Here is a 22,273-nt window from a genome sequence, read left to right as displayed (position 1 = left end):
GCTGTTGCTCAACGCGCGTTCGCGGTGACCTTCGGCCGGGTCGCCGCCGCCGGGGTACCCGCCAGCGTCTTGCCCAGGTTGGTGCGCAGCGTGGTGGCCGAGTCGAGCAGATAGTTCTGGCGGACCTTCCACGGGTGACGGTCGCCCTGCCGGGGGAAGTCGGCGATGGACCGCTGCACGTATCCCGCGGCCAGGTCGAGTAGCGGACGCTGCTCCAGCGCGCCGTCCGGACGCGGTACCACGGCGGCGTAGCCGTGCTTGTCCATGTGGCGCAGCACCTTGCAGACCAGGCGCGAGGTGAGGTCGGCGCGCAGCGTCCACGAGGCGTTGGTGTAGCCGATGCAGACGGCGAAATTGGGAACGCCGGTGAGCATGGCGCCCTGCCAGACGAACTGCTCGGACAGCGGCACCGGGACGCCGTCGACACGGGGGGTGATCCCGCCGAAGGCGAGCAATTGCAGACCCGTAGCGGTCACGACGATGTCGGCGGAAAGCACGCGACCGGATGTCAGTCGAATCCCCTCCGGCACAAAGGTTTCGATGTGATCGGTCACCACCTCGGCCTTACCCTTCTTCATCGCCTTGAAGAAGTCGGCGTCGGGGACGGCGCACAGCCGCTGATCCCACGGGTTGTAACTCGGGGTGAAATGCTCGGCTACGACTTTCTCGTCCTTCAGGATCCGGGTGGTGAGGCCGGTGAGGAGTTTGCGCGCGGATTCGGGCCTGCGGCGGCAGTACTGATAGAAGCCGATCCCGAACAGGATGTTCTTGGTGCGGATCAGCCGGTGCGCCAACGTGGGCGGCAACAGTTCGCGGATCTTGTCGGCCTGTTTGTCGCGACCGGGTACCGCGCTGATCCAGCTCGGGCTGCGCTGCAACATGGTGACGAGTTCGGCCTGCTCGGCCAGGGCGGGCACGAGGGTGACGGCGGTGGCGCCGCTGCCGATGACGACGACACGCTTACCCGCGTAGTCGAGATCCTCCGGCCAGAACTGGGGATGCACCACCCGGCCCGCGAACGAGTCGATACCGGGGAAATCCGGTGCGTGACCGTGGTCGTAGTTGTAATAGCCGGCGCAGGCGTAGAGGAAGTTGCAGGTCAGCGTGGTCTCGATGGTTTCGCCTTCGGGGTCGCGACGCGCCACGGTCAGCGTCCATCGCGCGGTCTCGCTCGACCAGTCGGCGGAGATCACCTTCGCGCCGTACCGGATGTGGCGATCGATCCCGTACTCCACGGCGGTCTCGGTGATGTAGCGCAGAATCGACGGGCCGTCGGCGATGGATTTGGCGTCGCGCCACGGCTTGAACGGGTAGCCGAGGGTGAACATATCCGAGTCCGAGCGAATCCCCGGGTACCGGAACAGATCCCACGTACCACCGAGTGTGTCGCGGGCTTCCAGGATCGCGTAGCTCTTGCCGGGGCATTCGGTCTGTAGCCGGTAGGCCGCGCCGATGCCGGACAATCCGGCGCCGACGATGACGACATCGAGGTGATCGGGGACGACGGCTGACTCGGTCATGGTTCCAGTCTGCTGCGTATCTCGCTCGCACTCTTGACTTCAGGCGACAAGTATTTGATCCTGAGCGACATGTCGGTCATCAGGTCCGCGGGATTGCGCGGATTCCGCGCGACGGTGGCGGAGCTGGGCGGCGACGCCGAGGAGTTCGCACTCGCCGTGGGACTGCCGATCGCGGCGCTGGACGCCGACGATCTGCTCGTCCCCGACGAGGCGGTGGCCGCGGCCATGGAACTGGCGGCGGCCCGGCTCCACCGTCCCGACCTGGGACTGCGGATCGCCTATCGGCAGGATCTGGACATGCTCGGTCCGCTGGCCCTGGCTATCCGCAACTCCCCCACCCTGGCCGATGTCCTGGAATGCACGTCGCGCTACCTGTTCGTCCACGCCCGCTCGCTGAGTCTGACCCTCGAGTCCGATCCGTACGGCGATCGAGGGGTGATCGGATTGCGCTACGGCGTGCGCCCCGGACGGGCGACGCCGATTCAGGGCACCGATGTCGGCCTCGGTTTCGTCCACCGCGCGATCGCGCGACTGGCAGGCGATCGTTACGGCCTGCGTTCGGTCGAATTGCCGTACCGCCCGGCCGCGCCGCTCGCGGCATACGAGGAGTTCTTCGGCGCGCCGGTGCGGGTGAACCGGCCTTCGGCCATGCTCCGCGTGCCGAGCAGGCTGGCCACCCAGCCGCTGTCCGGCGGCGACAAGAATCTGCACCGCCTCGCGATGGCGTTCCTCGCCGAGCAGACCGACGACGCCGGAGTCTCCCTCGTTCCGCACGTGCGGGCGACATTGCGGCAGTTACTCGGGACGACGCCGCCCGAAATCGGCGTCGTCGCCGCTCTGCTCGCCATGCACCCGCGCACCGTGCAGCGCCGCCTGGCCGCCGAGGACACCACCTTCGCCGCCATACTCGACGACGTCCGCCGCCACGAGGCTCGCCGCTACCTCGTCACCACCGATATGCCGATGAGCCAGATAGCCTCCCTCATCGGCCTGTCCGAACAGGCCACGTTCACCCGATGCGCCCGCCGCTGGTGGGGCGCGACCCCCACCGCCGTGCGCCGTGACGGCATCGGCTGAACCGTCAGGCGGCCTTGCGCACCTTGTCGACGGCGGCGGTGAACAGCTGGGTGAAGGCGGATTCGTCGGCCACGTCGCTCAGCGTGGTCACGCGGACCATGACGGTGACACCGCGCAAGGTGGCGATCCCCGAATACTCGCTCATGGTGAGCGGGGCGTCCCCGCCGACGCTGGAGGAGGAGGTCGAACGGTAGGCGATGGCCTCGACGCCCTTCAGCCCGGCGGGGGCAGTCCGGTTTTCGATCGTGCTCTCGGCATTGATCTGCGCGCCTTCGAACGACGCGGCGTAGGTGTACGCGGCGCATCGCTCATTGAGGTCGGCGATGCGCCGCAGGTCACCGACGCCCTCGGTGACGTACTCCACATACATCACGCCGGATTTCCCGGAGGCCGCGGCCACAGCGGACCGGCCGAACAGTTCCTTCATCGCGACGCCCAGATCCTGCTGGACGCCCGTACATTCCTGAGGGGTGAACGTGGCGTCGCGCCCGGCGCCCGCGAGATCGGCCGACATCGTGTCGATCCGGTCCTGCGGCAGGTCGACTTTCGAGCTGCCCGCCGGGAATTCGTCCTGGGCCAGTAGCAGCTGCTCGCGCGGGGTGCTCGGGGCCGAGGTCGGTCCGCCCGCCGAATCGTCATCCGTCCCGCATCCGGCCGTCAGCAGCGCGCCCACCGCGATAGCCACCGCACACCGTGCGCCCATCCCGCGCAGATTGATCATGCCGGTCAGCATGCCAGCCGCTACCGGCCGAGCCGAAACCGCCACTGGGCGAGGCCAGTTGACGGGAATCGGGACCGGACGCGCCCGGCCGTGGCACGAACCGGTCCGGACGCGCCGAGCAGCCACGACCGGTGACCGTCCCCGCACCGGGCTCGCCTGTAGGAATCACCCGATCCACGTCTTAGACTTCACGACCGGATATCGACTCGGAAGGGGGCCGGCATGGATACGGTCAGGGCGGTCGCCGAAGAGGGCAAACGGCTGATCGATCGGACCTGGCTCGGCGAGTTGACCCGGGATGAGGCCGTACACCGGTTCGTCCAGGTCGGCGACGGCATGGTCGGCCGGGACACCGCGGGCGAGATCATCGACGACGGGGTGCGCTGGCTGGAGGCCAACGCCACCCGGCTGCGCATCCTGTCCTGGTGCGCACTGGTCGAAATCCCGCTCCTCGGCGGGTTCGCCACGCTGGCCTTCGCTTTCGGCGATTACCTCACCTGCCTGGCATCGGCGGCGCTGCTCGCGGTCCTGCAAGTGGTCCACCATCGGCTGATGCCGAATCCGACGGTGACGCACCGAGGACGACGCGTCAGGCGCTGAGCCGCGCGGCGCTGTCACCTCCCTGCCCGTTCGCGACACAGGCGTCACCAGGTCGGCGACCACGCCGAAGGCACTATTGTTCGACGCATGGTGGACTCGACCGGAACAACCCCCGACCCGCACCCGCACGAACCGCATTCGGGCGGTCTGGCGTCCCGGCTCAATTGGTTGCGGGCCGGGGTGCTCGGCGCGAACGACGGCATCGTCTCCACCGCGGGACTCGTCGTGGGCGTCGCGGCGGCCACCACCGAAACCGATCAGATCTTCACCGCGGGTATCGCGGGCTTGACGGCAGGCGCGATCTCGATGGCGGTCGGAGAGTACATCTCGGTGAGCACGCAGCGTGATTCGGAGCAGGCGTTACTCGCCAAAGAACGCAGGGAACTGCGTGACGAGCCGGATTTCGAGCTAGAGGAACTGGCAGGCATCTACCGGGGCAAGGGCCTGTCCGAGCAGACGGCGCGCCAGGTGGCCGAGGAACTCACCGCGCACGACGCGTTCACCGCGCACGCCGAGGCCGAACTCGGCCTCGACCCGCGTGCGCTGACCAATCCCTGGATGGCGGCTTTCTCCTCCGCGGTCGCCTTCACCGTCGGCGCGCTGCTGCCGCTGATCGCGATCCTGCTCCCACCCGTGGCAGCGCGTATCCCGGTGACCTTCGCGGCGGTCCTGGTCGCCCTCGCGCTCACCGGCTCGCTCAGTGCTCGTCTCGGGGGCAGCAGACGCGCTCGGGCGATCCCGCGCGTGGTGATCGGCGGCGCGCTGGCAATGATTGTCACCTACGGCATCGGACAGCTCTTCGGTGTGTCCGGGATCTGATCTGGACGCATGCCCAGCCAATCCACCTGCGAAACTGCGTTTCGCGCCACAGAAGGCGTAAAGTACGAGTTCTCAACGGGTCCCGATGGCGTGGCTCCATATCGCCGCGGTACTCGACTGAGGAGGACCGACATGCCTTTCCACGACCGCCGCGATGCGGGCCGTCGCTTGATCGAGCGACTGAGGGGATTCCGCGCCGACGACGTCGTCGTCCTCGGGGTGTCAGGCGGTGGCGTCCCGGTCGCCTACGAGGTCGCCACCGCGCTGCGGGCGCCTCTCGACGTCGCGGTCGTGCGTAAGCTCCCGGTTCCGTTCCAGCCGCGTCTGGCCTTCGGAGCCATCGGGGAGAACGGAATTCACGTCATCGATGATGAAATGGTCCTGCGGACCTTCATATCCGACGACGAGCGGGTGCGAGTAGCGGCCGAGGCGCGAGAAGATCTGGCCCGCAGCGCACTTCGCTATCGCGCGACCCACGCGCCGATCCCGCTGACCGGCGCCACCGTGATCGTGGTGGACGACGGCGTCGCCAGCGGAGTCACCGCGCGTGCGGCGTGCGCGGTCGCTCGCGCCCAGGGGGCGAGCCGGGTCGTGCTCGCCGTGCCCGTTGGGTCGCCGCGGGCGATCCGGATATTGGCCAGATACGTCGACAACGTCATCTGCCTGGAAACTCCCCAGTTGTTCCATTCGATCGCGCAGTGGTATCAGGATTTCGACGACGTCACCGACGGGGAAATCGTCGGCCTTCTCGACCGCGCCGCCGCCTTTCGCGGCGTATCCGACCTCACCACGCCCCCCGTCGGATACGCGACACCCCCGGTCGGATAACGACCGGGGGTGATATCGACGAGAGTCGATATTTGTCGAGATCAGTAATAATGACGTCGGCCGCCGACGGGGCGTCCCACCGATCCCGCGATCCACAGCACCGCTCCGACGAGCAGGACGACGATACCGGCGGTGGTGAGCAACGGAATTCCGACGAGCCAGCCGACCAGCAGCAAGATGAGTCCGAGAACAATCATGACCTTTTCCTTCTTCCGACGATCGAGGGTCGATCGTTATTTCGAGGCGGGAACGTCGGCCGCGGCGCGGCGTGACGTCGATACCGAGGCGGGCTCGGACGATTTGGGCAGGAACCGATTCAGGCTCCATACCGGTTTCTGAGCCGGCGCGGGTGCCGAGATCTGCTTTTTCGGCTCGGCGGGCGCGGCGGCGGGCGCATTACGCTCGGCGGCGGCCTGCTCGCGCCGTGACCTGCGTAGTTCGCGTCGCGCCTCGCTACTGCGCCGCGAAGTACGCCACAGCCCGGCGAGCAGCAGACTCAGTCCGAGCATGCCGATCGCGCCGATGGCCATTCCGTAGAGGAACAGCTCGCCCGCCGAGGCGGTGAAGTGGTAGTCGAATACTCCGAAATCGCTGGTGTCGGTGCGTACTTCGCCGCTGTTGGCCGTGACTCCGGCAACACCGACGACGACCGCGGCGATCAGGACCAACAGTCCGATAAGTATGATCATGACAATCCCGTTGCGCTGAAGTTGTGTGACAAGACCGCAATTCCCCGCGCTTCGGGATTCAAACTCTCCGAATATCGAAAATCGTTCTACGCCGCCGGATCCGACCCGCTTTCACGTTCAGAGCCGGCGCGGAAGACCGAGCGGTAGCGACGGTTCCGCGCCCGCGCGCAGGGGCACCAGCTGCCACCAGGTGACACAGCGCACCATCCATTCGAGCGGGCCGTAGCGGAACCAACGCAACCACAGCAGGCTGACGACCATCTGGAGCACCACGATCGATCCCGCCAACAGCGGCACCACCCCGTAATCGGTCGAACCGGGAAGACCGAGGCGAGCGCCCGCGACCAGGATCAGGCCGGTCGCCGCGACGTAATTCGTCAACGCCATGCGGCCCATGGGCGCGAGCATTTCCGTCACCGACGCCCCCGCCCGCGTACGCAGCAGCAGGAGTAATCCGGTCAGATAGGCCAGCGCGCCCGCCAGGCCGGCGAGGGCGGGCGCCGAACTGGCCAGCAGGTCCAGGTACGGGACGTGGTATTCCCAGAGCGCCGCGGCCACCGCGACGGGCGCGGCGACCGCGAAGACGAACGTGATCTGCCAGGTCCGCTCACGCAGCGTCGCCGGGATACCGAATCGGGCGGACGCGAGACCGAGCAGGAACAGCCCGGGCGCCAGGCCGAGTCCGCCGCCGAGCGCCACCGCGACGCCGACGGTGCCGATCAGGCCGAGGATCAGCAGCGTCCATCGCGACAGCCCGGCGGCGGGAAGCAGGATCATCAGTCCGACGACGGCATAGGGCAGTAGCGCCTCACCGGGCTGGAACTGCTGATGGATCAGGCCGAGCACCCCGAGTGCCGCCAGTCTGCGAACCAGGACCAGCCGGGGACGGTCCGTGCGGTCGGCGGCGCGCTCGAGCATGAGCGCGAAGCCGATCCCGAACAGGAACGAGACGATCGGGAAGAAACGCCCTTCGACGAGCACGCTCAGGATATGCCGCGTCGGATCCATCACGCCGGGCGCGGCGGTCGCGGACATGCCGGTGCTCTGCCAGATGTCGACGACCAGAATCCCGCACAGGGCGAACCCGCGCACCGCGTCCAGTTCGGGGACGCGCGCGGGGGCGTTGACCTCGGACCGCATCCATCCACGCTATCGAGCTTCCCCAGGCCCGGACCGCAGCCGCGTGCAGATGTCGCGTTCGCGCCGTCCCACCTGTCACCGAGTGGCGACGCGGCACCTCGGAGAGTTCGCGCACACATACTTAACGCACTAACTATTAATACACTAATCTCGAGGGATGACCCGAGAAGAACCGGCGCGGATCGATGACCCGTTGCGCCTGGATCGGCAGGTATGTTTCGCGCTGGCCGTCGCCAATCGCTCGGTCTTGGCGGTGTACCGGCCGCTGCTGGAACCACTCGGACTGACCCATCCGCAATATCTGGTCATGCTGGCGCTGTGGGGTGACGCGCCGATGTCGGTGAAGGCCATCGCCGAGGCAGTCCAACTCGACTCCCCCACACTCTCCCCGCTGCTCAAACGACTGGAATCGGCCGGTCTCATCACCCGCGAGCGCGACCACCGTGACGAACGCAACCTCGTGGTGAACCTGACCGACGCCGGGGCCCGGCTGCGTCGACAGGCCGAGCGGATTCCGCCCGCCGTCGTCGAACGCCTCGGTGTGACCATGGCCGACCTCGAGGAGTTGCGCGATGTGCTCACCCGCGTGAACGAGGCCGCCCGCCATTCATTGCTCACCGAGGCCCCCTCCGAGACAACAGGAACGAGCGCATGAGAAAACAACGCCGCCGTCCGGGTCCGCTCCAATGGATCGGCTATGCCTTCGGCCGCCGCCTCCCGGATTCGATGCGGGACTGGGTTCGCGCCGACCTCATCGGAAATCATGCGGCTACCCGTCACATGGTGCGCGGCCTCGTGCCGTTCACTCCGCTGTTCGTGGTCTTCCTGCTCTTCCCCGGCGAACTGTGGTTGCGCGGCGCGATGGTCCTGCTCGCACTGCTGCTCGCCCTGTTCTACACGGTGGCCTTCATGCCGATGAACCGCGCGCACCGATTGGCGAAGCACGGACTACCCGCCGACCTGGAGAATCCGCGCCGGGCACGGCAACGCGAACTGGAACGGGCCCGCTACGCGGCGCGGTACCCACACTGAGCACCCGCCTCGGCGCGGCGGGACAGGTCAGCGGTAGCGGCGGCGCACCGCTCGCAGACCGATGGATCGTCCGGGCGGTCTCGTCACTGGTGTCCGGAATCGCCGTCGATCCCGCCACGGCGCCTGCGCCGGTCGAGCGATCCGCCGTTCCCGTCTTCGCCACCACATCGCGCTCAGCCCGCCGTCGAGGCGCGGGGCGTCCAGGTGTCGGCGGTGGTCGGGCATCGGGTGGAGAAGGGGGCGGGATCGATCACGATTCGAGCATCCCAGCCACGTCCAGCGAATTTTCCCCTCGTTCGCGCTGGCGGCGTTCTCACGGGGGTGGCGGCAGCCACGGCAGCGGCGGCAACGGAATGAAGATGACCGGCGGCGGCGCCGGGGCGGGCGCGGGAGCCGGGGCGGGTGCGGGAGCGGGAGCGGGCGCTTCCTCCGTCGGTATGTAGACCTCGGCGGGCGGCGGCGGCACATAGGTGTTCGCGGGTGGCACGCGTACCTGCGGGGCCGAGGGCACATAGGTGTCGGACGGTGGCGCGAACGTCTCGGCGGGCGGCGCCTGAACGGGGGCGGGCTCGACCGGCTGCGGCGCACAGATCCAGCGGCCGAGGGGGAATTCCCATTTCGCGACGATGCCGTCGTGTGAGCAGTCCTCGCCCGGCCGGTGCGCGTCGCGGACCTGATCGCGCGCCACGCAGTTCAATTGCCCGTCGCGCATATCCCATTGCGCGGAGATCCCGCCCGCGGAGCAGTCGCCGCCGACCTGGTACGTGGGCGCGGGCAGCGCGGCGGATACGCCGGGCGTGACGGCCGCGGGCCGGGTCTGCGTCGCCTCGAGATTGGTGCGCACCATGAATCCGATCGCGACGACGAGCCCGAGGAAGGTGGACGCCCCCATCGCAATGGCGAGCACTCGGCCGCTCCTGGAATTGTCGACATCGCTCGTCGTCCTGCCGGTTTCCATCATCGAACCGCCTTCGCTGTCGATCAGGAAGAACGAAAGTCAGCGGCCTCCCGCCGTAGTCGGCGCCGAAGTCGCGGGGACGCAGACCCAGCCCCGGCCGGTCACGACATCCCACCGGCCCATCTCGCCGTCCACCGAACAGCCGTCGCCGACCTGGTGGGCGGGCTGCGTCGGCAGCGGGGAGATGCCGGTCGCGGAGATCGCCGGGCGCGCGGTGGTCCGCGCCGTAACCGTCTCGGCCAGTGACATGCGGGTCGTCGACGGGACCGGAGCATCCTCCTGCCCCTGATTGGTGCGAATCAGCAACCCGATAGCGACCACGAGCGAGAGCACGGCGGCGATGCCCGCCGCGATGGCAAGAACCCGGGTGTTGTTCTCGGGCGCGCCACCGTCGTCGGGTGGAGGCCCGCCGCCGGATTCCACCATCGCATACCGCCTTCGCTGCTCGAGCAGGGAATACCGTGACGAAAGTTGATCTTTCTCGGAGGCTACCCGAAGGTAGCCACGGAAAAGATCACCATTGGTGAACGATCTCCGACCCGACAGCAAAGATATAGCTATCGCGCATAGTCACGCAATGCCGATGGTGGAGCGCCTTCCACAACCGCGCGGGGTGATCGATGGACAACCCGCGGCTGACCGGTCAATCCTCGAGGTCGACGCGCAGGGTGAGCAGGTCGGTGCCGACCGCCCGCACCGCCGCGCTGTTGCCGGACGGCAGCTCGCGCAACCGCGCCCGCGGATCGTCGTCGGGCAGCAGATGCGCCGTCCCGGAATGCCAGTGCCCACGCAGGCGGACCCGAACCCTGCTGTTCGCCTTGATATTCCGAACGTACTGTGACCGTTCGCCGAATTCCGAGACGAACCAGAATTCGTTTCCGACCCGACGTCCGCCGATCGGGGTGATCCGCGGCTCACCGCTCACCCGGCCGATGGTCTCCAGCAACTGCTGTCCCGGCAATCTCCGCAGGATCGGGTTGCCGACCCGGCGTTGGAACGTCGTGACGAGGCGGTGCTGCACATCGTTCTTGGAGGGCACATGTCGACGGTAACACCGAGCGACGCTCCCGAAAATGGTTCGCGCCGTCGCGGGCACTGCGGATATCGTCGGCTCCGAACGGGGGGTTCGGCGCCCGGGATGGTGGGCGTAGCTCAGTCGGTCAGAGCGCCTGGTTGTGGTCCAGGAGGTCGCGGGTTCGATTCCCGTCGCTCACCCTGTCGCGATCGGATTCGCGATCATCGCCGGTTACTGGAGTGTCACCGGTGCGATCCCATCGTCGATCGGCAGGAAACCCTCGACGAAGGCGTTCACCCACATGTTGTTGATGTAGATCTCACCGCCGTGATTGTCGAGGAACGCCGCGTCCGAGGCGTCGCGGCCGGTGGCGATACGGACGAGGGTGGAGCGCGGGGCGAGACCGGTCGCGTCGAAGACCTGCCAGACGCCGTCGACACAGGCTTCGGTCACCGCGTGGAAATCCATCGGGAACAGGCCGGGCGCATAGGCCGCGGCCAAGCGCGCCGGCACCTTCAACGCGCGGAGCAGCGCGACCGTCAGGTGGGTGAAATCCCGGCACACACCCGCGCCGGACAGCAATGTCTCCACCGCCCCGTCGGTGTGATCGCTACTGCCCGCGGCATAGCGCAACCGCCTGGCCACCCAGGCGGATACCGCCGCGGCGCGCTCCATCTCCGTTGCGGCGGCGTCGAATTCGGAGGCGGCGAACGCGTGTAACCGATCCGATTCGGCATAGCGGCTCGGACGCAGGTAGAGCGCGCGATCGTAGTCCGACAGCGGCTGCCGCGGGGCCGTGCCGAATACCGTCGCGCGGTAGTCGGCGCGCAGTGTGCCCGGTCCGGCGTCGAAGCGGTGGATCCTGGTGCCGTGCGGTCCCGCGATCTCGGTGGGAGTCACCGCCGCGCCGTCCAATTCGAAGACGAGGGATTCCGACACGTCGAGCCCCGGCTGCCGGGCCACGGCGATCTGGAATTCGAGGGTGGTAGGTGCGGAGATCGCGACCTCCAGATGAGCCGAGACATCGCGCTTCACCGGCACCATCCTGCCGCAATATCGTGTTGTCGGCCCGCGATGTTCGCACCGAGGCGGCAGCCGGGTGCGATTCGTCTACTCGCGGACGCCGCGATAGGAGAGAATCTGCGAGTGCGGATCCAGTTCACCCACGAGCTCGTCGCGTTGACCAATGATCTGACGCTGATGTGCCGAGTCGCCCACGACGCCGTAGAGCGCGTGATCGACGCCCTCGTCGACGCCGATCTCCAGGCCACCTACGAGGTTTTCGCGCTCGATGAGCAGTTGCAGAAGATGTACGGCGCGTGCGAGGCGAGGACGGTGGTGCTGCTCGCGCTGCAGGCGCCCGTCGCCCGTGACCTTCGTCACGTGGTGACCGCCATCCAGATCGCGAGCGAACTCTCCCGCATCGGCTGGCTCACCAGCCGGGTGGCCGATCGGATCTACCGCAGCCACCCGGGGCATGTCGGACCCCCGGCCGTCCTCGACATCCTCGCGGCGATGGGACGTCTCGCCGCGCACCGCACCGCGGTATCCGGTGAGGCCGTCTCGACCGGGCACCACACCGACGACGCCCAGCCCGCCGGGGCGTCGATGGAGGAATTGCGCCTGCGGCTGCTCTCGGCGCTCACCGAAGCCGATCCCACCCAGTCCACCGCCGCCGCCATCGATCTGGCCCTGCTCGGCAGCTATCTGGAACGCTGCGTCGATCACACCGACCGCATCGATCGGCTGATCCGCTTCCTCGACACCGGAATTCCGCCGACGGCGCAACCACGCGACGATCCCGACCCCGGGGAATGAGCGCGTCACCGGAATTCGCGGCGACAGGCGATGGCGTACAGATCACGGGCGGGGCCGGTGAGCCGCTCTCCCGTCGGCCAGACGGCGCGCAGGGTGCGGTCGAGATCGAGATCGGTGATCGTGGGGGACGTCAGGGTGCCCGCGGCGATTTCGGCGGCGACCGCGAGCGAACTCAGCACGGCGGGACCGACTCCCGCGGCCACCGCCGTCTTGATGGCCGTGGTCGAGGAGAGTTCCAGCGCGATATTCGACTGCCGCCCCGGCATGTCACGGGCGACGGCGTGCTCGAACCAGGTGCGGGTGCCGGAACCGGGTTCCCGCTGAATCAGCGGGGTTTCGGCGAGTTCGTCCGGTCCGATGGCATCGCGGCGCGCCCACTCGTGCTGCGGCGCGACAACGACCACCAGCCGGTCACGCGCCACCGGGTGACTTTCCAATCCCCGAAATCGGCCGGGACTCTCGACGAAACCGATACCGGCCCTTCGGTCGAGCACCGCCTGCGCGACCTCGACCGAGTTGCCCGACTCCAGCGCGATGGTGGTGTCGGGGGCCGCGGTTCGTAATGTCATCAGCCATCCGGGAAACAGGTATTCGGCGATGGTCTGGCTCGCGGCGACCCGGAGCCGGGAATGACGTTGCGCGCGCAGGGTGTCGATACCCAGGTCCAGCTGTCCTGCCGCGTCCACCACCGCCCGCGCCCATTCGATGATCAGGGCACCGGCCGGGGTCGGCCGCGATCCGAGCGTGGTCCGTTCCAGCACCGGCACCCCGACCAATTTCTCGAGGTATCGGATGCGCGAGGACGCCGACGGCTGGCTGATGCCGTGCGCGTGCGCCGCGCGACCGATACTACCCAGTTCGACCACCGAGACCAGCAGATCGAGTGCGGCCAGATCGGGGACACGCGGGGATAACGGCATAGAACCACTCTATGCATTCATAGGCGAGCGGCGGCTACGCGACCGGCCCGGACGGCGCGAGGCTTGATCCATGACCGCCACCGTGCTGTTCGAGGGAGCCCCGCGACAGATCTGCGCGACCCCGCCGCGTCGATCCGGCGCACGCACCGGCGACCGCCTGCGCCACCTCGGCCCGAACTGGTTCGCCACCGTGATGGGCACATCGATCGTCGCCAATGCCGCGGCCACTCTGCCGCTGCGGTTCCCCGGACTGCGCGCGGCGGCGACCGTCGTGTGGATGCTGGCGGCGCTGGCGCTGGTCACGCTCGCCGTGGCGTGGATCGCGCACCGGATGCGCTATCCCGAGACGGCCCGCGCACATCTCGACCATCCCGTCATGGCTCATTTCCACGGCGCTCCCCCGATGGCACTGGTGAGCGTCGGCGCGGGCGCGCTGCTGCTCGGCGGTGACGTGATCGGCATGGGGGCCGCCGTCGCCATGGACTGGGCACTGTGGACGGCGGGCACCGCGCTCGGCCTGGTGACCGCCTTCGCGATCCCCTATCGGATGATCACCCGCCCGCGCGGCGATACCGACGCCGCCGCCTTCGGCGGATGGCTGATGCCGCTGGTCGCGCCCATGGTGTCGGCGGCGCTCGGCGCGCTGCTCGTCCCCCACACCCCCGCGGGGCAATGGCGGCTGACCATGATCCTGCTCTGCCTGGCGATGTTCGGGCTGAGTCTGATCGCCGCCCTGATCACCATCACCATGATCTGGTCTCGCCTGATGCACCACGGGGCGCCGCGCGCCGGCATGGTGCCCACCCTGTGGATCGTGCTCGGCCCGCTCGGGCAGTCGGTGACGGCCGCCGGACTGCTCGCCGATGCCGCGCCCATGGCCCTGCCCGCTCCGTACGCCGATGGCCTGACCGTGTTCTCCGTCGTCTTCGGCGTCACCACATGGGGTTTCACGATGTTGTGGCTGGCGCTGGCCGCGGCCCTCACCCTCGGTACCGCCCGCGCGGGTGCGTTGACGTTCGGCCTCACGTGGTGGGGTTTCACCTTTCCGCTCGGTACCTGTGTCACCGGGAGCACCGTGCTCTACATCCACACCGGGGCCTACCTGTTCGCCGGTGCGGCGGTGGCGATGTCGCGGCGCTCGTCGGCGCGTGGTCGGTGGTCGCGACGCGCACCGTCCTCGGACTGGTCGACGCGACACTGCTGCGGCCCGTTCCCGCCCCTGTAGCCGTTCCCGCCCCTGTAGCCGGGTCCGCCGCGTGAGGTTCCGATCTCGCCCGAGTCCGCACCGATTAATCTGCACCGCGGGCATCGTCTGTGTTGGCGAGGCTTCCGATCCACCCGCGATCGGAATCAGATGAGACAGAAGCGAGGTCGGCAATGGGCAAGATCGTGGTGGCGGAATTCGTATCGGCGGACGGTGTCATCGAGGAACCCGTCTGGACCGCACCGTATTGGAACGACGGCATCGCGGCATTCAAGAACCCCGAGGTGTTCGATGCCGACGCACTGCTGCTCGGCCGCACCACCTACGAGGGCTTCGCCGCGGCCTGGCCGAATCACCCGGAGGAGGGCGATTACAAGGAGCGGATGAACAGCATGCCCAAACATGTCGCCACCACCACGCTCTCGGACCTCGAGTGGAACGCGACCCCGATCACCGGCGATCTCGCCGATGGCATCGCCGCACTGCGCGCCGAACAGAACCTGCTGGTCTTCGGCAGCGCCACACTGGTCGAATTCCTGCGGGCCCACAATCTCGTCGACGAATACCGGCTCGTCATCTATCCCGTCGTCCTCGGCTCGGGCGCCCGGCTGTGGAGCCCCGTCGACGCCGAGGCGACGCTGGCGCTCGAGTCGTCCGAGGTGCTCGACAACGGGGTGATCCTCGCGACCTACCGGGTCACCGAAACCAGCGTGAAACGGCCGTCGTTCGGCTGACCGGCGGCGCACGGTCGGTCACGATCTCCGACCGCCGCGATACCGATGGCGGGGCGAGCGGCGCGGCGGCCTTCGATCAGCGCGCGCCGACACCCGCGCTGGTCAGGGCAGACGTGTACATCCGCAGTACCGGGCGGTAGAGATCGGCGTCGTCGAGTTCGGACGCGAGCATGATGCTGTCGCTGGTGGCGATGATCAACTGGGCGAAGGTGGTCACCGGGATCGTCAGTGTGAGACCGAGTTCGGCGGCACTGGTGGAGACGAACTCGACCAGCGATTCGAGGATGCGGGCACGTTGATCGGCGACCCGCGCCCGCGCCTCGGGATTGCGAACCAGATACAGCGAGAATTCATGGCCGAGCGCGGCATGGCGTGCGCCACCGTTGCGGGCGAGCTGTCGCCAGCGGTCCGCGAGGTCGTCGAGCGCCGCGTCATCGAGCTGGGTGACCGCGGCGAGCGCTTCGGTGAAATTGGCGAAATACCGCCGCAAGTACCGGTCGCTGACCGCGAGGAACAGATCTTCCTTGGCGGTGAAGTGCACGTAGATGGCGCCCCTGGTGTATCCGGCGACCGCGGCGATGTCATCGAGGCTGGCCGCGCCGAAACCCTTGCGCGCGAAAACCTCCTCGGCCGCGTCGATGAGCAGGGCGCGGGTGCGCTCGAGCCGCTGCTGTCGGGTCCACCGCTCCACCATGGGCCACATCCTGCCAAACGATTTTCACATACCACCCCGTATCTGACATACGAGAATGTATCTTGGTGACGAAACCGCCTCCGGGCGAGAGGGTTACGGCACCCACGGGTAGTCGCATCGAGATCCGCCGACGATGACGAAGGGGTGCACGTCATGACGAAATCCGCAGTGGAATTCGATCCGTTCTCCGAGGAGTTCTACGCGAAGCCGTACGAGATTTACCGACGGATGCGGCAGGACGCTCCCGTCTACTACAACGCCGAATACGACTTCTACGCGCTGACCAGGCACGCGGACGTCGCCGCGGCGTTCAAGGACCACGGGACCTATTCCTCGGCGCGCGGTGTCGACCTCGCACAGGTGAAATCCGGCGTCCCGCCGCAGAAATCGATCATCTTCATGGACCCGCCCGACCACAGGCATATGCGCAACCTGCTCAGCAGGGCGTTCACTCCGCGCGCGGTCCAATCCCAGCGGGACACGATCAGCGATCTGGTGCGCAAATATCTGGACGGGGTCGATCCCGCCGGATTCGACTTGATCCAGGATTTCTCCGCGCTCTTTCCCGTGGAGGTCATCACCCGCATGGCGGGCGTGCCGGAGGAATTTCGGCAGCAGGTGCGCTTGTGGATCGACGAATCACTGCACCGCGAACCGGGGCAGATGGAGATGAGCGAATCCGGCGTGCAAGCCGCGACGGACACCTCGATCTTCTACTACAACCTCGTCCAGCAACGGCGCGCCGAACCGCGCGACGACATGATCAGCGCCCTCATCGCCGCCGAGATCGAACGCGACAACGGTGAGACGACCACCCTCGACGACCTCGAGATCGCCGCCTTCGCCACTCTCCTCGGCGGGGCCGGGGCCGAAACCGTCACCAAACTGCTCGGGAACGCCGTGGCGATCTTCGCCCGCCATCCCGATCAGTGGCGGAAACTACTCGACGATCGCGACAAGATTCCCGCGGCTGTCGAAGAGGTCCTGCGATACGAAGGCCCCGTCCAATACAACGTGCGGTGCACCCGCACGCAGGTGCGGGTGCACGATGTCACCATCCCGGCGGGCAAACCCGTCTTCCTCATCGGCGCGTCCGCGAACCGCGACCCGGACGCCTTTCCCGACGCCGACACCTTCGATATCGACCGCGACCGCACCCGATCGCAGAATCTCGGACTCGGCTACGGGATCCACAGCTGTCTCGGCGCCGCCCTCGCCCGTTTGGAGACGACGATCGCACTCGCCCATCTCCTCGATTTCATGCCGCGCTACGAAATCCTCTGGGACCGTTGCGAACGTGTCACCATGCAGAACGTCGCCGGATGGTCCCGACTGCCGATGAAGGTGCTGCGATGAGAATCGATGTGGATTACGGATTGTGCGAGAGCAATGGCGTATGCGCGGGCATCATCCCCGAAGTGTTCCAACTCGGAGATGACGACCAGCTCACCGTCGTGCGCGCCGAAGTGACGCAACGCACCGAAGGACCCGTGCGCGAGGCGGTCCGGCAGTGCCCACGGCAGGCGATCACCGTGGTCGACTGACATACCCGGCCCGGTCCACTATTTCGCAAACGCTTTGCCGCCGGTCGGGGCCACCGCGAACCATGTCCCGCCGACACCCTGCCCGAGCAGATCGCCCGGATTCTTGTCCTTGGAGAAGTAGTACACCGGCCAGCCGCCGATGGTGATCTGGCAGTTCCCGTCGGCCCGCTCGATGAGCCCGACCCGCTGGGGATCGACGCCCGCCGCGAACAGCGCCTGCTCCCTGGTCACGGTCAGCGGGGGCCAGGTCTCCGCGCACTGGCCGGAGCAATTGGATGCCGACGGCTGCGCGGTGTCCTTGTCGAACCGATACAGCGATCTTCCCGTGCCATCCGAAACATATTGTCCGACAGCTGGACTGTCGATCACCTTCAGTTGTACCGAGTTCGTGCCCGTCGGAGCGGTCCCCGCGTAGATCTTCAGCCATCCCTGCGTCTTCGCGACGGCGGGGGCCTGCCCCGTGACAGGTTCGCCCGCGGCGGTCGCGCTCGACGTCGCCGCCCGCGGGGCAGGCACGGCCTGCGAGGCTTCCTCGCCGCCGCACGCACTGAGCAGGCCGACCAGAACGACCGCCGAGGCCGCGACGGGGACCATGGAACGCTCGACTCGCTTGACAGAAAACATTTTTCACCTTCCGGTGCGCTTCGGCGCGGCACTCGCCGCGACTTCTCACCCATTCCACGGACTGCCGCGAACTTCGGTTCACCGCTCTGCGTGCCGAATGCCGCGTCACACCGCCTGGGACGTTCACCCGCCGGGGCGCGGGACGGTGCACGGCAGTGCTCTAAGCTGCTGTTTCCATGGCTCTCAGCGCAACAGTGCACAACTTCACCGTCCAGGTGGCCGACGTAGACCGGGGCGTCTACGAGGATCTGACCCTGAGGTTGGCGCGGCATCCGTCCGAGACCGCCGAATTCATGCTGACCCGACTGCTCGCCTACTGCCTCGAATACGAGGAAGGCATCACCTTCAGCGAAGGCGGTGTCTCCTCCACCGATGAACCCGCGGTGCTGGTGCGCGATCTCACCGGCCGCGTCACGGCATGGATCGAAGTGGGCGCACCCGACGCCGAACGCGTGCACCGAGGGAGCAAACTGGCCGGGCGCGCCGCCATTTACACCCACCGCGACCCGGCCAAAGTGCTGGCCCAACTCGCGGGCAAACGCATCCACCGGGCCGAGCGGATTCCGCTCTACAGTTTCGACCGCGCCTTCATCGATGCCGCGTCCGCCGCGATCGAGCGCCGCAATACCGCCACCCTGTCGATCACCGAGCGTTCGATGTACCTGGAGCTGAACGGTACGAGCCTGAGCACATCGATCGATGAGCACCTCCTGGGGTAGTTTCACGCGCCGCACAGGAGCATCGCCACGCCGGGTGATCCGGCGCAGGCACGCGGACTCGGGGCGGGTCAGCTTCTTCCGGGACTTTCGATACCGGTCACCGTGCCGCACAATTGATTCACCGCGAGTGTGCTGAACCTCATACGTGGCGTTGGCCTTCCGCACGCCCGTAGCAAGGTAGCTTGACGCCCGATTCGGTAACTGGTTGTCGGCATGAGGGAGTTCGATGAGGTTCTCGGCCCGTAGGCCGTCACGACTCCCGCTCGGCCACAACCGTCGCGACAGGAGCTCCGTCCGTCCGGATCGGGCCAGTTCGCGTGATCTCACCGGTATTACCGCATTTCGACGCAGCGTGACGTGAGCGGCATGGTTGCAGTCCTGTTCTACGGAGTGTTCTTGTGAAGTGGTCCACCTCCCGTACCGCGCGTAGGGCTTTCGCCGTGTGCGCACCGATCTGCCTGGCCGCCGTGGTCGCCAGCGCCTGCACCGCCGTCGACGAGTCCACACCGATCGACGGCGGCGCACCCGGTCCCGTGCCCACCGCGACGCGGTCGGGCAAGGACATCGGCGATATGGTCGAGAAGCTGGTCGAAGCGCCGGAGGCGTCGATGTCCGGGTACAGCCGGGAGAAGTTCCCGCACTGGGATACCAATAAGCCCGAGCACGGATTCGGCGACCAATTCGCGCAATACAGCCGCTGCACCAGCCGAGATGTGATGATGCTTCGCGACGCCGTCGGATCGGTCACCCTCGATCCGAATACCTGTGACCTCAAAGTCGGCAAGGACGGCGGCTGGCGCGACGAGTACGGGTTCATGGACCCGAAAACCGGGAAACTCAAGCCGTACAAGTGGATCACCAACCCGGCCGGAGTCGACGCCGAGCATATCGTCGCGCTGGCCGAGGCATGGCGTTCGGGTGCGAGCAAACTCGATGAGGACACCCGCCGCCGCATCGCCAACGACGCTGTCAACCTGGAGGCCTCCGACCCTTCGGCCAACCGGTCCAAGGGTGACCAGGACGCTGCCAACTATTTGCCGCCGGGCATATTCCGGTGTGTCTATCTCGAGCGCTATATCACCATCAAAGTAAAGTACGGGCTGACAGTCGATCCCGCCGAACATGGAGCATTGCGCACCGCAGTCGCCGATTGCGTTAGTCGAGGAGAGTTCAGATAAATATCATCATCGAGTTCACCACCAAGATAGCCGTCCTCACCGAGGAGGAAGGGACGATGTCGGGTGAGCTCGATGTCACTCTCGACGACACGGGTAAGGGGCTCGTCCGGTATCGCGATACCGAGCAGTGGTACACCATCGGCAATTTCGACGCCGAGCCGCCGCGCACCTGGAAGTCCGTGCACGAGCTCGCCTCGGCCATCCATGCCGGGATCGGCGCGCGTGACGCCGCGGGCAACACCGTGCCCTTCGAGGCATGAGCGGCGTCTTCACGGCACGCTGATCACCACCTTCCCGAACGGATCCGCTTGCCGGTAGAAGCGGTACGCCGCGACCGCCTCGTCCAGCGGAAAGGTCCGATCGAGCACCGGCCGTATCCGGTGTACGGTCATCGCCTCGTTCATCGCCTCGAAATGCGCGCGGCTGCCCACGGCGATACGGCGGATCGACAGGTAGGAACCGCCGAACGGATTGCCGTCGCCCCCGTTCAGCGCGGGGCCCGGCATCGCGCCGATGAGGGTGAGGCGAGCGTTGTAGGCCCCGGACCGTACCGATTTCGGCAATGTCGCCATGCCAACCGCGTCCACGATGTGCTCCACGCCGTCACCGCCGGTGAGGCCGCGCACCCGCTCGTCCCAGTCCGGGTTCTCTCCGCGCAGGATCACCTCGTCGACGCCCATGGCGCGCAGGCGTTCGGCTTTCGCCAGCCCCGAGGTGATCGCGATGACCCTCGCCCCGAGTGCGCGCGCGTGCTGGACGGCGAACAGCGCGACCGCGCCGGTGCCGACGACCAGCACGTTCTCGCCCTGCCGCACCGGCTCCGGGGTGGTGAGCGCCGTCCAGGCGACGACTCCGGCGCAGGTCAGGGTGGCCGCTTCGGCATCGGTGAGATACGCGGGGACGTGGACCACCGAATCCTGTTCCAGCACCGCGTAGGTGGCGAGCATGCCGTCGTGATTCGCGCCGTACTGTTCGGCGACGTGCGCGCGACGTTGCGGGCCGTCGATCCAGCGCACGAAATACGACGCGGTCACACGGTCGCCGAGTGCGGCGCGGGTCACGTTGTCGCCCAGCGCGATCACCTCGCCCACCCCGTCGGAGAGCGGGATAACGCCCGCGGTCGCGGGCAGCGGGTAGGTCCCGTCCATCAGCATGAGGTCGCGCCGGTTCAGCGATGCGGCCCTGACCCGGATGACCAGCTGATTCGGGTCCGGCACCGGGATCGACTGTGCTCGGACGGTCAGCCCGTGCCGCGAATCCAAATGGTAGGAAATGGCGTTCACGATGCGCTCCTTGTCGATCAGATGCCGATGTACTGGTGGTCCAGCCGGATTCGGCCGTCACCGTCGAGCGCGATGACCTCGTAGCGCATCGCCCGCGGCGGATCGAGGAGAATCTGCGCGCCGTCGACCGACCACAGGTCGTGGATCAGCGTGCGGCGCAGGTGCGCGTCGGGTTCGTTCCACTGGGCCAGGTAGCGATCGGCGAAATCGGTGTCGTCGTGATTGCTCATGGGAACGAGCTTCACGAAGACGGTAAACGTCCGCGATTCCCCACAGGGAATGAGAGCACCTGAGCGCAGGTCCCCTGCCGTTCATACCCTGCGGGGAATGGCAGGTGACCCACACGGTCGGCTATCACTGAGTAATGACAGCAGTGGCAGAGCCGACCGGATTCGCGCGCCAGCTCAAACACTGGCGGACCCTGCGCCGGATCAGTCAGCTCGATCTGGCGATCAGCGCGGACACCAGCCAGCGCTACCTGAGCTTCTTCGAACAGGGGCGCTCGCGCCCCGGACGGACCATGGTGGTGCGCCTTGCCGAATCACTCGGACTGTCGCTGCGCGAGCGCAACGGTCTGCTGCTGTCGGCGGGCTACGCGCCGGTGTTCCCCGAGTCCCGTCTGGACACCCCCGAATTGGCGCCGGTCAAGGCCGCGCTCGACCGCATTCTTGACGGGCATATGCCGTATCCGGCGGTGGTGGTCCGTCCGTCCGGCATACTCGTCGCCGCCAACGCCGCCTTCGACATCCTGAGCGAGGGCAGCGCGCCGGAACTGCTCGCGCCGCCGGTCAATGTCCTCCGGCTGGCGCTACATCCGCGGGGTCTGGCACATCGGGTGCTCAATCTGGCCGAATGGGGTAGACACGTCACCGAATCCCTGCGCGGGCGCGCACTGCGCAGTCCGGACCCCGGCCTCGACGCGTTCATCGCCGAATTGGAAAGCTATCTCCCCGACGCCGATCCCGGCCCGGATCATCTCGGTTTCGCGGTCCCGCTGCGGCTGCGTTCGGACTCCGGCGAACTCCGGCTCATCACCACGATCACCTCGTTCGCCACCGCCGTGGATATCACCCTGTCCGAACTGCACCTGGAAGCGTTCCTCCCCGGTGACGAGCGCACCGCGGACATCCTGCGCCGCCGCCACGACGAGCGCTGA

The 22,273-nt window shown here is 67.3% G+C and carries 29 protein-coding genes and 1 tRNA gene; 16 read left to right on the top strand and 14 right to left on the bottom strand.

From position 1 onward, the window contains the following. Positions 1-8: 8 nt before the first annotated feature. Positions 9-1,520: an NAD(P)/FAD-dependent oxidoreductase gene (locus tag ABZS43_RS00350; RefSeq protein WP_355033621.1), complete on the bottom strand. Its 1,512-nt coding sequence runs from the start codon at positions 1,518-1,520 to the stop codon at positions 9-11. 69 nt (positions 1,521-1,589) lie between these two features. On the opposite strand from ABZS43_RS00350, the gene ABZS43_RS00345 reads away from it, so the two are divergent. Continuing rightward, a complete protein-coding gene (locus ABZS43_RS00345) occupies positions 1,590-2,597 on the top strand; it encodes an AraC family transcriptional regulator (RefSeq protein WP_355033620.1) in 1,008 nt (335 codons plus the stop codon). Between the two features lie 4 nt (positions 2,598-2,601). Here ABZS43_RS00345 and ABZS43_RS00340 read toward each other — a convergent pair whose 3' ends face one another. Further along, complete coding sequence (locus ABZS43_RS00340) at positions 2,602-3,330, bottom strand: DUF5642 family protein (protein WP_355033619.1); 729 nt, start codon at positions 3,328-3,330, stop codon at positions 2,602-2,604. Between the two features lie 210 nt (positions 3,331-3,540). Here ABZS43_RS00340 and ABZS43_RS00335 point away from each other — a divergent pair, with 210 nt between their 5' ends. The 3 genes from ABZS43_RS00335 (at position 3,541) to ABZS43_RS00325 (ending at position 5,565) form a co-directional block, all read left to right on the top strand. Continuing rightward, positions 3,541-3,918, top strand: a complete 378-nt coding sequence (locus ABZS43_RS00335) for a hypothetical protein (protein ID WP_355033618.1) — start codon at positions 3,541-3,543, stop codon at positions 3,916-3,918. Positions 3,919-4,005: 87 nt separating this feature from the next. Beyond that, on the top strand, positions 4,006-4,737 hold the full coding sequence (locus ABZS43_RS00330; RefSeq protein WP_355033617.1) for a VIT family protein: 732 nt from the start codon (positions 4,006-4,008) through the stop codon (positions 4,735-4,737). Between the two features lie 132 nt (positions 4,738-4,869). Continuing rightward, the gene (locus ABZS43_RS00325; RefSeq protein ID WP_355033616.1) at positions 4,870-5,565 is read left to right on the top strand and encodes a phosphoribosyltransferase family protein; all 696 of its coding nucleotides are present in this window, start codon (positions 4,870-4,872) and stop codon (positions 5,563-5,565) included. A 41-nt stretch (positions 5,566-5,606) separates the two neighbouring features. Here the strand turns inward: ABZS43_RS00325 and ABZS43_RS00320 are convergent, their stop codons facing one another. The 3 genes from ABZS43_RS00320 to ABZS43_RS00310 form a co-directional block, all read right to left on the bottom strand. Then, a complete protein-coding gene (locus ABZS43_RS00320) occupies positions 5,607-5,762 on the bottom strand; it encodes a DUF6131 family protein (RefSeq protein WP_198654093.1) in 156 nt (51 codons plus the stop codon). Between the two features lie 36 nt (positions 5,763-5,798). Next, complete coding sequence (locus tag ABZS43_RS00315; RefSeq protein WP_355033615.1) at positions 5,799-6,254, bottom strand: hypothetical protein; 456 nt, start codon at positions 6,252-6,254, stop codon at positions 5,799-5,801. A 117-nt stretch (positions 6,255-6,371) separates the two neighbouring features. After that, a complete protein-coding gene (locus ABZS43_RS00310) occupies positions 6,372-7,394 on the bottom strand; it encodes a DUF418 domain-containing protein (RefSeq protein ID WP_355033614.1) in 1,023 nt (340 codons plus the stop codon). Positions 7,395-7,551: 157 nt separating this feature from the next. On the opposite strand from ABZS43_RS00310, the gene ABZS43_RS00305 reads away from it, so the two are divergent. Both ABZS43_RS00305 and ABZS43_RS00300 read left to right on the top strand, forming a co-directional pair. Then, entirely contained in the window at positions 7,552-8,049 is a 498-nt protein-coding gene (locus ABZS43_RS00305) for a MarR family transcriptional regulator (protein WP_355033613.1), read from the top strand. Then, positions 8,046-8,426 carry a DUF5313 family protein gene (locus ABZS43_RS00300; RefSeq protein WP_355033612.1) on the top strand — a complete coding sequence of 127 codons (381 nt, stop codon included), beginning with the start codon at positions 8,046-8,048 and terminating at the stop codon, positions 8,424-8,426. Before ABZS43_RS00305 ends, ABZS43_RS00300 begins: the two co-directional genes overlap by 4 nt. A gap of 313 nt (positions 8,427-8,739) precedes the next feature. Here ABZS43_RS00300 and ABZS43_RS00295 read toward each other — a convergent pair whose 3' ends face one another. The 3 genes from ABZS43_RS00295 to ABZS43_RS00285 all read right to left on the bottom strand — a co-directional run bounded on the left by ABZS43_RS00295 (position 8,740) and on the right by ABZS43_RS00285 (position 10,423). After that, positions 8,740-9,333, bottom strand: a complete 594-nt coding sequence (locus ABZS43_RS00295) for a hypothetical protein (RefSeq protein WP_355033611.1) — start codon at positions 9,331-9,333, stop codon at positions 8,740-8,742. Positions 9,334-9,423: 90 nt separating this feature from the next. Beyond that, a complete protein-coding gene (locus ABZS43_RS00290; RefSeq protein ID WP_355033610.1) occupies positions 9,424-9,810 on the bottom strand; it encodes a hypothetical protein in 387 nt (128 codons plus the stop codon). Positions 9,811-10,027: 217 nt separating this feature from the next. After that, on the bottom strand, positions 10,028-10,423 hold the full coding sequence (locus tag ABZS43_RS00285; protein ID WP_355033609.1) for a nitroreductase/quinone reductase family protein: 396 nt from the start codon (positions 10,421-10,423) through the stop codon (positions 10,028-10,030). Between the two features lie 102 nt (positions 10,424-10,525). Between ABZS43_RS00285 and ABZS43_RS00280 the strand changes: the two genes are divergently transcribed. Further along, positions 10,526-10,599: transfer RNA gene (locus ABZS43_RS00280), tRNA-His, on the top strand. A 31-nt stretch (positions 10,600-10,630) separates the two neighbouring features. Here ABZS43_RS00280 and ABZS43_RS00275 read toward each other — a convergent pair. Continuing rightward, on the bottom strand, positions 10,631-11,434 hold the full coding sequence (locus ABZS43_RS00275) for a transglutaminase family protein (protein WP_355033608.1): 804 nt from the start codon (positions 11,432-11,434) through the stop codon (positions 10,631-10,633). A gap of 111 nt (positions 11,435-11,545) precedes the next feature. Between ABZS43_RS00275 and ABZS43_RS00270 the strand changes: the two genes are divergently transcribed. Then, on the top strand, positions 11,546-12,217 hold the full coding sequence (locus tag ABZS43_RS00270) for a PhoU domain-containing protein (RefSeq protein ID WP_355033607.1): 672 nt from the start codon (positions 11,546-11,548) through the stop codon (positions 12,215-12,217). 5 nt (positions 12,218-12,222) lie between these two features. On the opposite strand, the gene ABZS43_RS00265 is transcribed toward ABZS43_RS00270, so the two are convergent. Continuing rightward, positions 12,223-13,137 carry a LysR family transcriptional regulator gene (locus ABZS43_RS00265; RefSeq protein ID WP_355033606.1) on the bottom strand — a complete coding sequence of 305 codons (915 nt, stop codon included), beginning with the start codon at positions 13,135-13,137 and terminating at the stop codon, positions 12,223-12,225. A gap of 70 nt (positions 13,138-13,207) precedes the next feature. Between ABZS43_RS00265 and ABZS43_RS00260 the strand changes: the two genes are divergently transcribed. Together ABZS43_RS00260 and ABZS43_RS00255 are read left to right on the top strand one after the other, a co-directional pair. Continuing rightward, positions 13,208-14,362 (top strand): TDT family transporter, encoded by a 1,155-nt coding sequence (locus tag ABZS43_RS00260; RefSeq protein WP_355033605.1) that lies wholly within the window; start codon positions 13,208-13,210, stop codon positions 14,360-14,362. 152 nt (positions 14,363-14,514) lie between these two features. Then, the gene (locus ABZS43_RS00255; protein WP_355033604.1) at positions 14,515-15,075 is read left to right on the top strand and encodes a dihydrofolate reductase family protein; all 561 of its coding nucleotides are present in this window, start codon (positions 14,515-14,517) and stop codon (positions 15,073-15,075) included. Positions 15,076-15,151: 76 nt separating this feature from the next. On the opposite strand, the gene ABZS43_RS00250 is transcribed toward ABZS43_RS00255, so the two are convergent. After that, on the bottom strand, positions 15,152-15,769 hold the full coding sequence (locus ABZS43_RS00250; RefSeq protein WP_355033603.1) for a TetR family transcriptional regulator: 618 nt from the start codon (positions 15,767-15,769) through the stop codon (positions 15,152-15,154). A 153-nt stretch (positions 15,770-15,922) separates the two neighbouring features. Here ABZS43_RS00250 and ABZS43_RS00245 point away from each other — a divergent pair, with 153 nt between their 5' ends. Next, positions 15,923-17,125 carry a cytochrome P450 gene (locus tag ABZS43_RS00245; protein ID WP_355033602.1) on the top strand — a complete coding sequence of 401 codons (1,203 nt, stop codon included), beginning with the start codon at positions 15,923-15,925 and terminating at the stop codon, positions 17,123-17,125. Further along, complete coding sequence (locus ABZS43_RS00240; protein ID WP_355033601.1) at positions 17,122-17,313, top strand: ferredoxin; 192 nt, start codon at positions 17,122-17,124, stop codon at positions 17,311-17,313. Before ABZS43_RS00245 ends, ABZS43_RS00240 begins: the two co-directional genes overlap by 4 nt. Positions 17,314-17,331: 18 nt before the next feature. Here the strand turns inward: ABZS43_RS00240 and ABZS43_RS00235 are convergent, their stop codons facing one another. Then, positions 17,332-17,937, bottom strand: a complete 606-nt coding sequence (locus tag ABZS43_RS00235; RefSeq protein ID WP_355033600.1) for a hypothetical protein — start codon at positions 17,935-17,937, stop codon at positions 17,332-17,334. 176 nt (positions 17,938-18,113) lie between these two features. Here ABZS43_RS00235 and ABZS43_RS00230 point away from each other — a divergent pair, with 176 nt between their 5' ends. The 3 genes from ABZS43_RS00230 to ABZS43_RS00220 all read left to right on the top strand — a co-directional run bounded on the left by ABZS43_RS00230 (position 18,114) and on the right by ABZS43_RS00220 (position 20,094). Then, positions 18,114-18,656, top strand: coding sequence for a YaeQ family protein (locus ABZS43_RS00230; RefSeq protein WP_355033599.1), 543 nt, complete (start codon positions 18,114-18,116; stop codon positions 18,654-18,656). Positions 18,657-19,054: 398 nt separating this feature from the next. Further along, complete coding sequence (locus ABZS43_RS00225) at positions 19,055-19,834, top strand: HNH endonuclease family protein (protein ID WP_355033598.1); 780 nt, start codon at positions 19,055-19,057, stop codon at positions 19,832-19,834. A gap of 56 nt (positions 19,835-19,890) precedes the next feature. After that, positions 19,891-20,094, top strand: a complete 204-nt coding sequence (locus ABZS43_RS00220) for a hypothetical protein (RefSeq protein ID WP_355033597.1) — start codon at positions 19,891-19,893, stop codon at positions 20,092-20,094. Positions 20,095-20,103: 9 nt separating this feature from the next. On the opposite strand, the gene ABZS43_RS00215 is transcribed toward ABZS43_RS00220, so the two are convergent. Both ABZS43_RS00215 and ABZS43_RS00210 read right to left on the bottom strand, forming a co-directional pair. Continuing rightward, positions 20,104-21,117 (bottom strand): NAD(P)-dependent alcohol dehydrogenase, encoded by a 1,014-nt coding sequence (locus ABZS43_RS00215; protein WP_355033596.1) that lies wholly within the window; start codon positions 21,115-21,117, stop codon positions 20,104-20,106. A 17-nt stretch (positions 21,118-21,134) separates the two neighbouring features. Beyond that, the gene (locus tag ABZS43_RS00210; RefSeq protein ID WP_355033595.1) at positions 21,135-21,347 is read right to left on the bottom strand and encodes a hypothetical protein; all 213 of its coding nucleotides are present in this window, start codon (positions 21,345-21,347) and stop codon (positions 21,135-21,137) included. 134 nt (positions 21,348-21,481) lie between these two features. Here ABZS43_RS00210 and ABZS43_RS00205 point away from each other — a divergent pair, with 134 nt between their 5' ends. After that, the gene (locus ABZS43_RS00205; protein ID WP_355033594.1) at positions 21,482-22,273 is read left to right on the top strand and encodes a helix-turn-helix transcriptional regulator; all 792 of its coding nucleotides are present in this window, start codon (positions 21,482-21,484) and stop codon (positions 22,271-22,273) included.

Origin of the sequence: Nocardia sp. NPDC005366 (assembly GCF_040606855.1) — a bacterium.
GTDB lineage: Bacteria > Actinomycetota > Actinomycetes > Mycobacteriales > Mycobacteriaceae > Nocardia.
The sequence above is the reverse complement of the archived record's forward strand: the minus strand, read 5'-3'. Positions and strand labels throughout refer to the sequence as shown.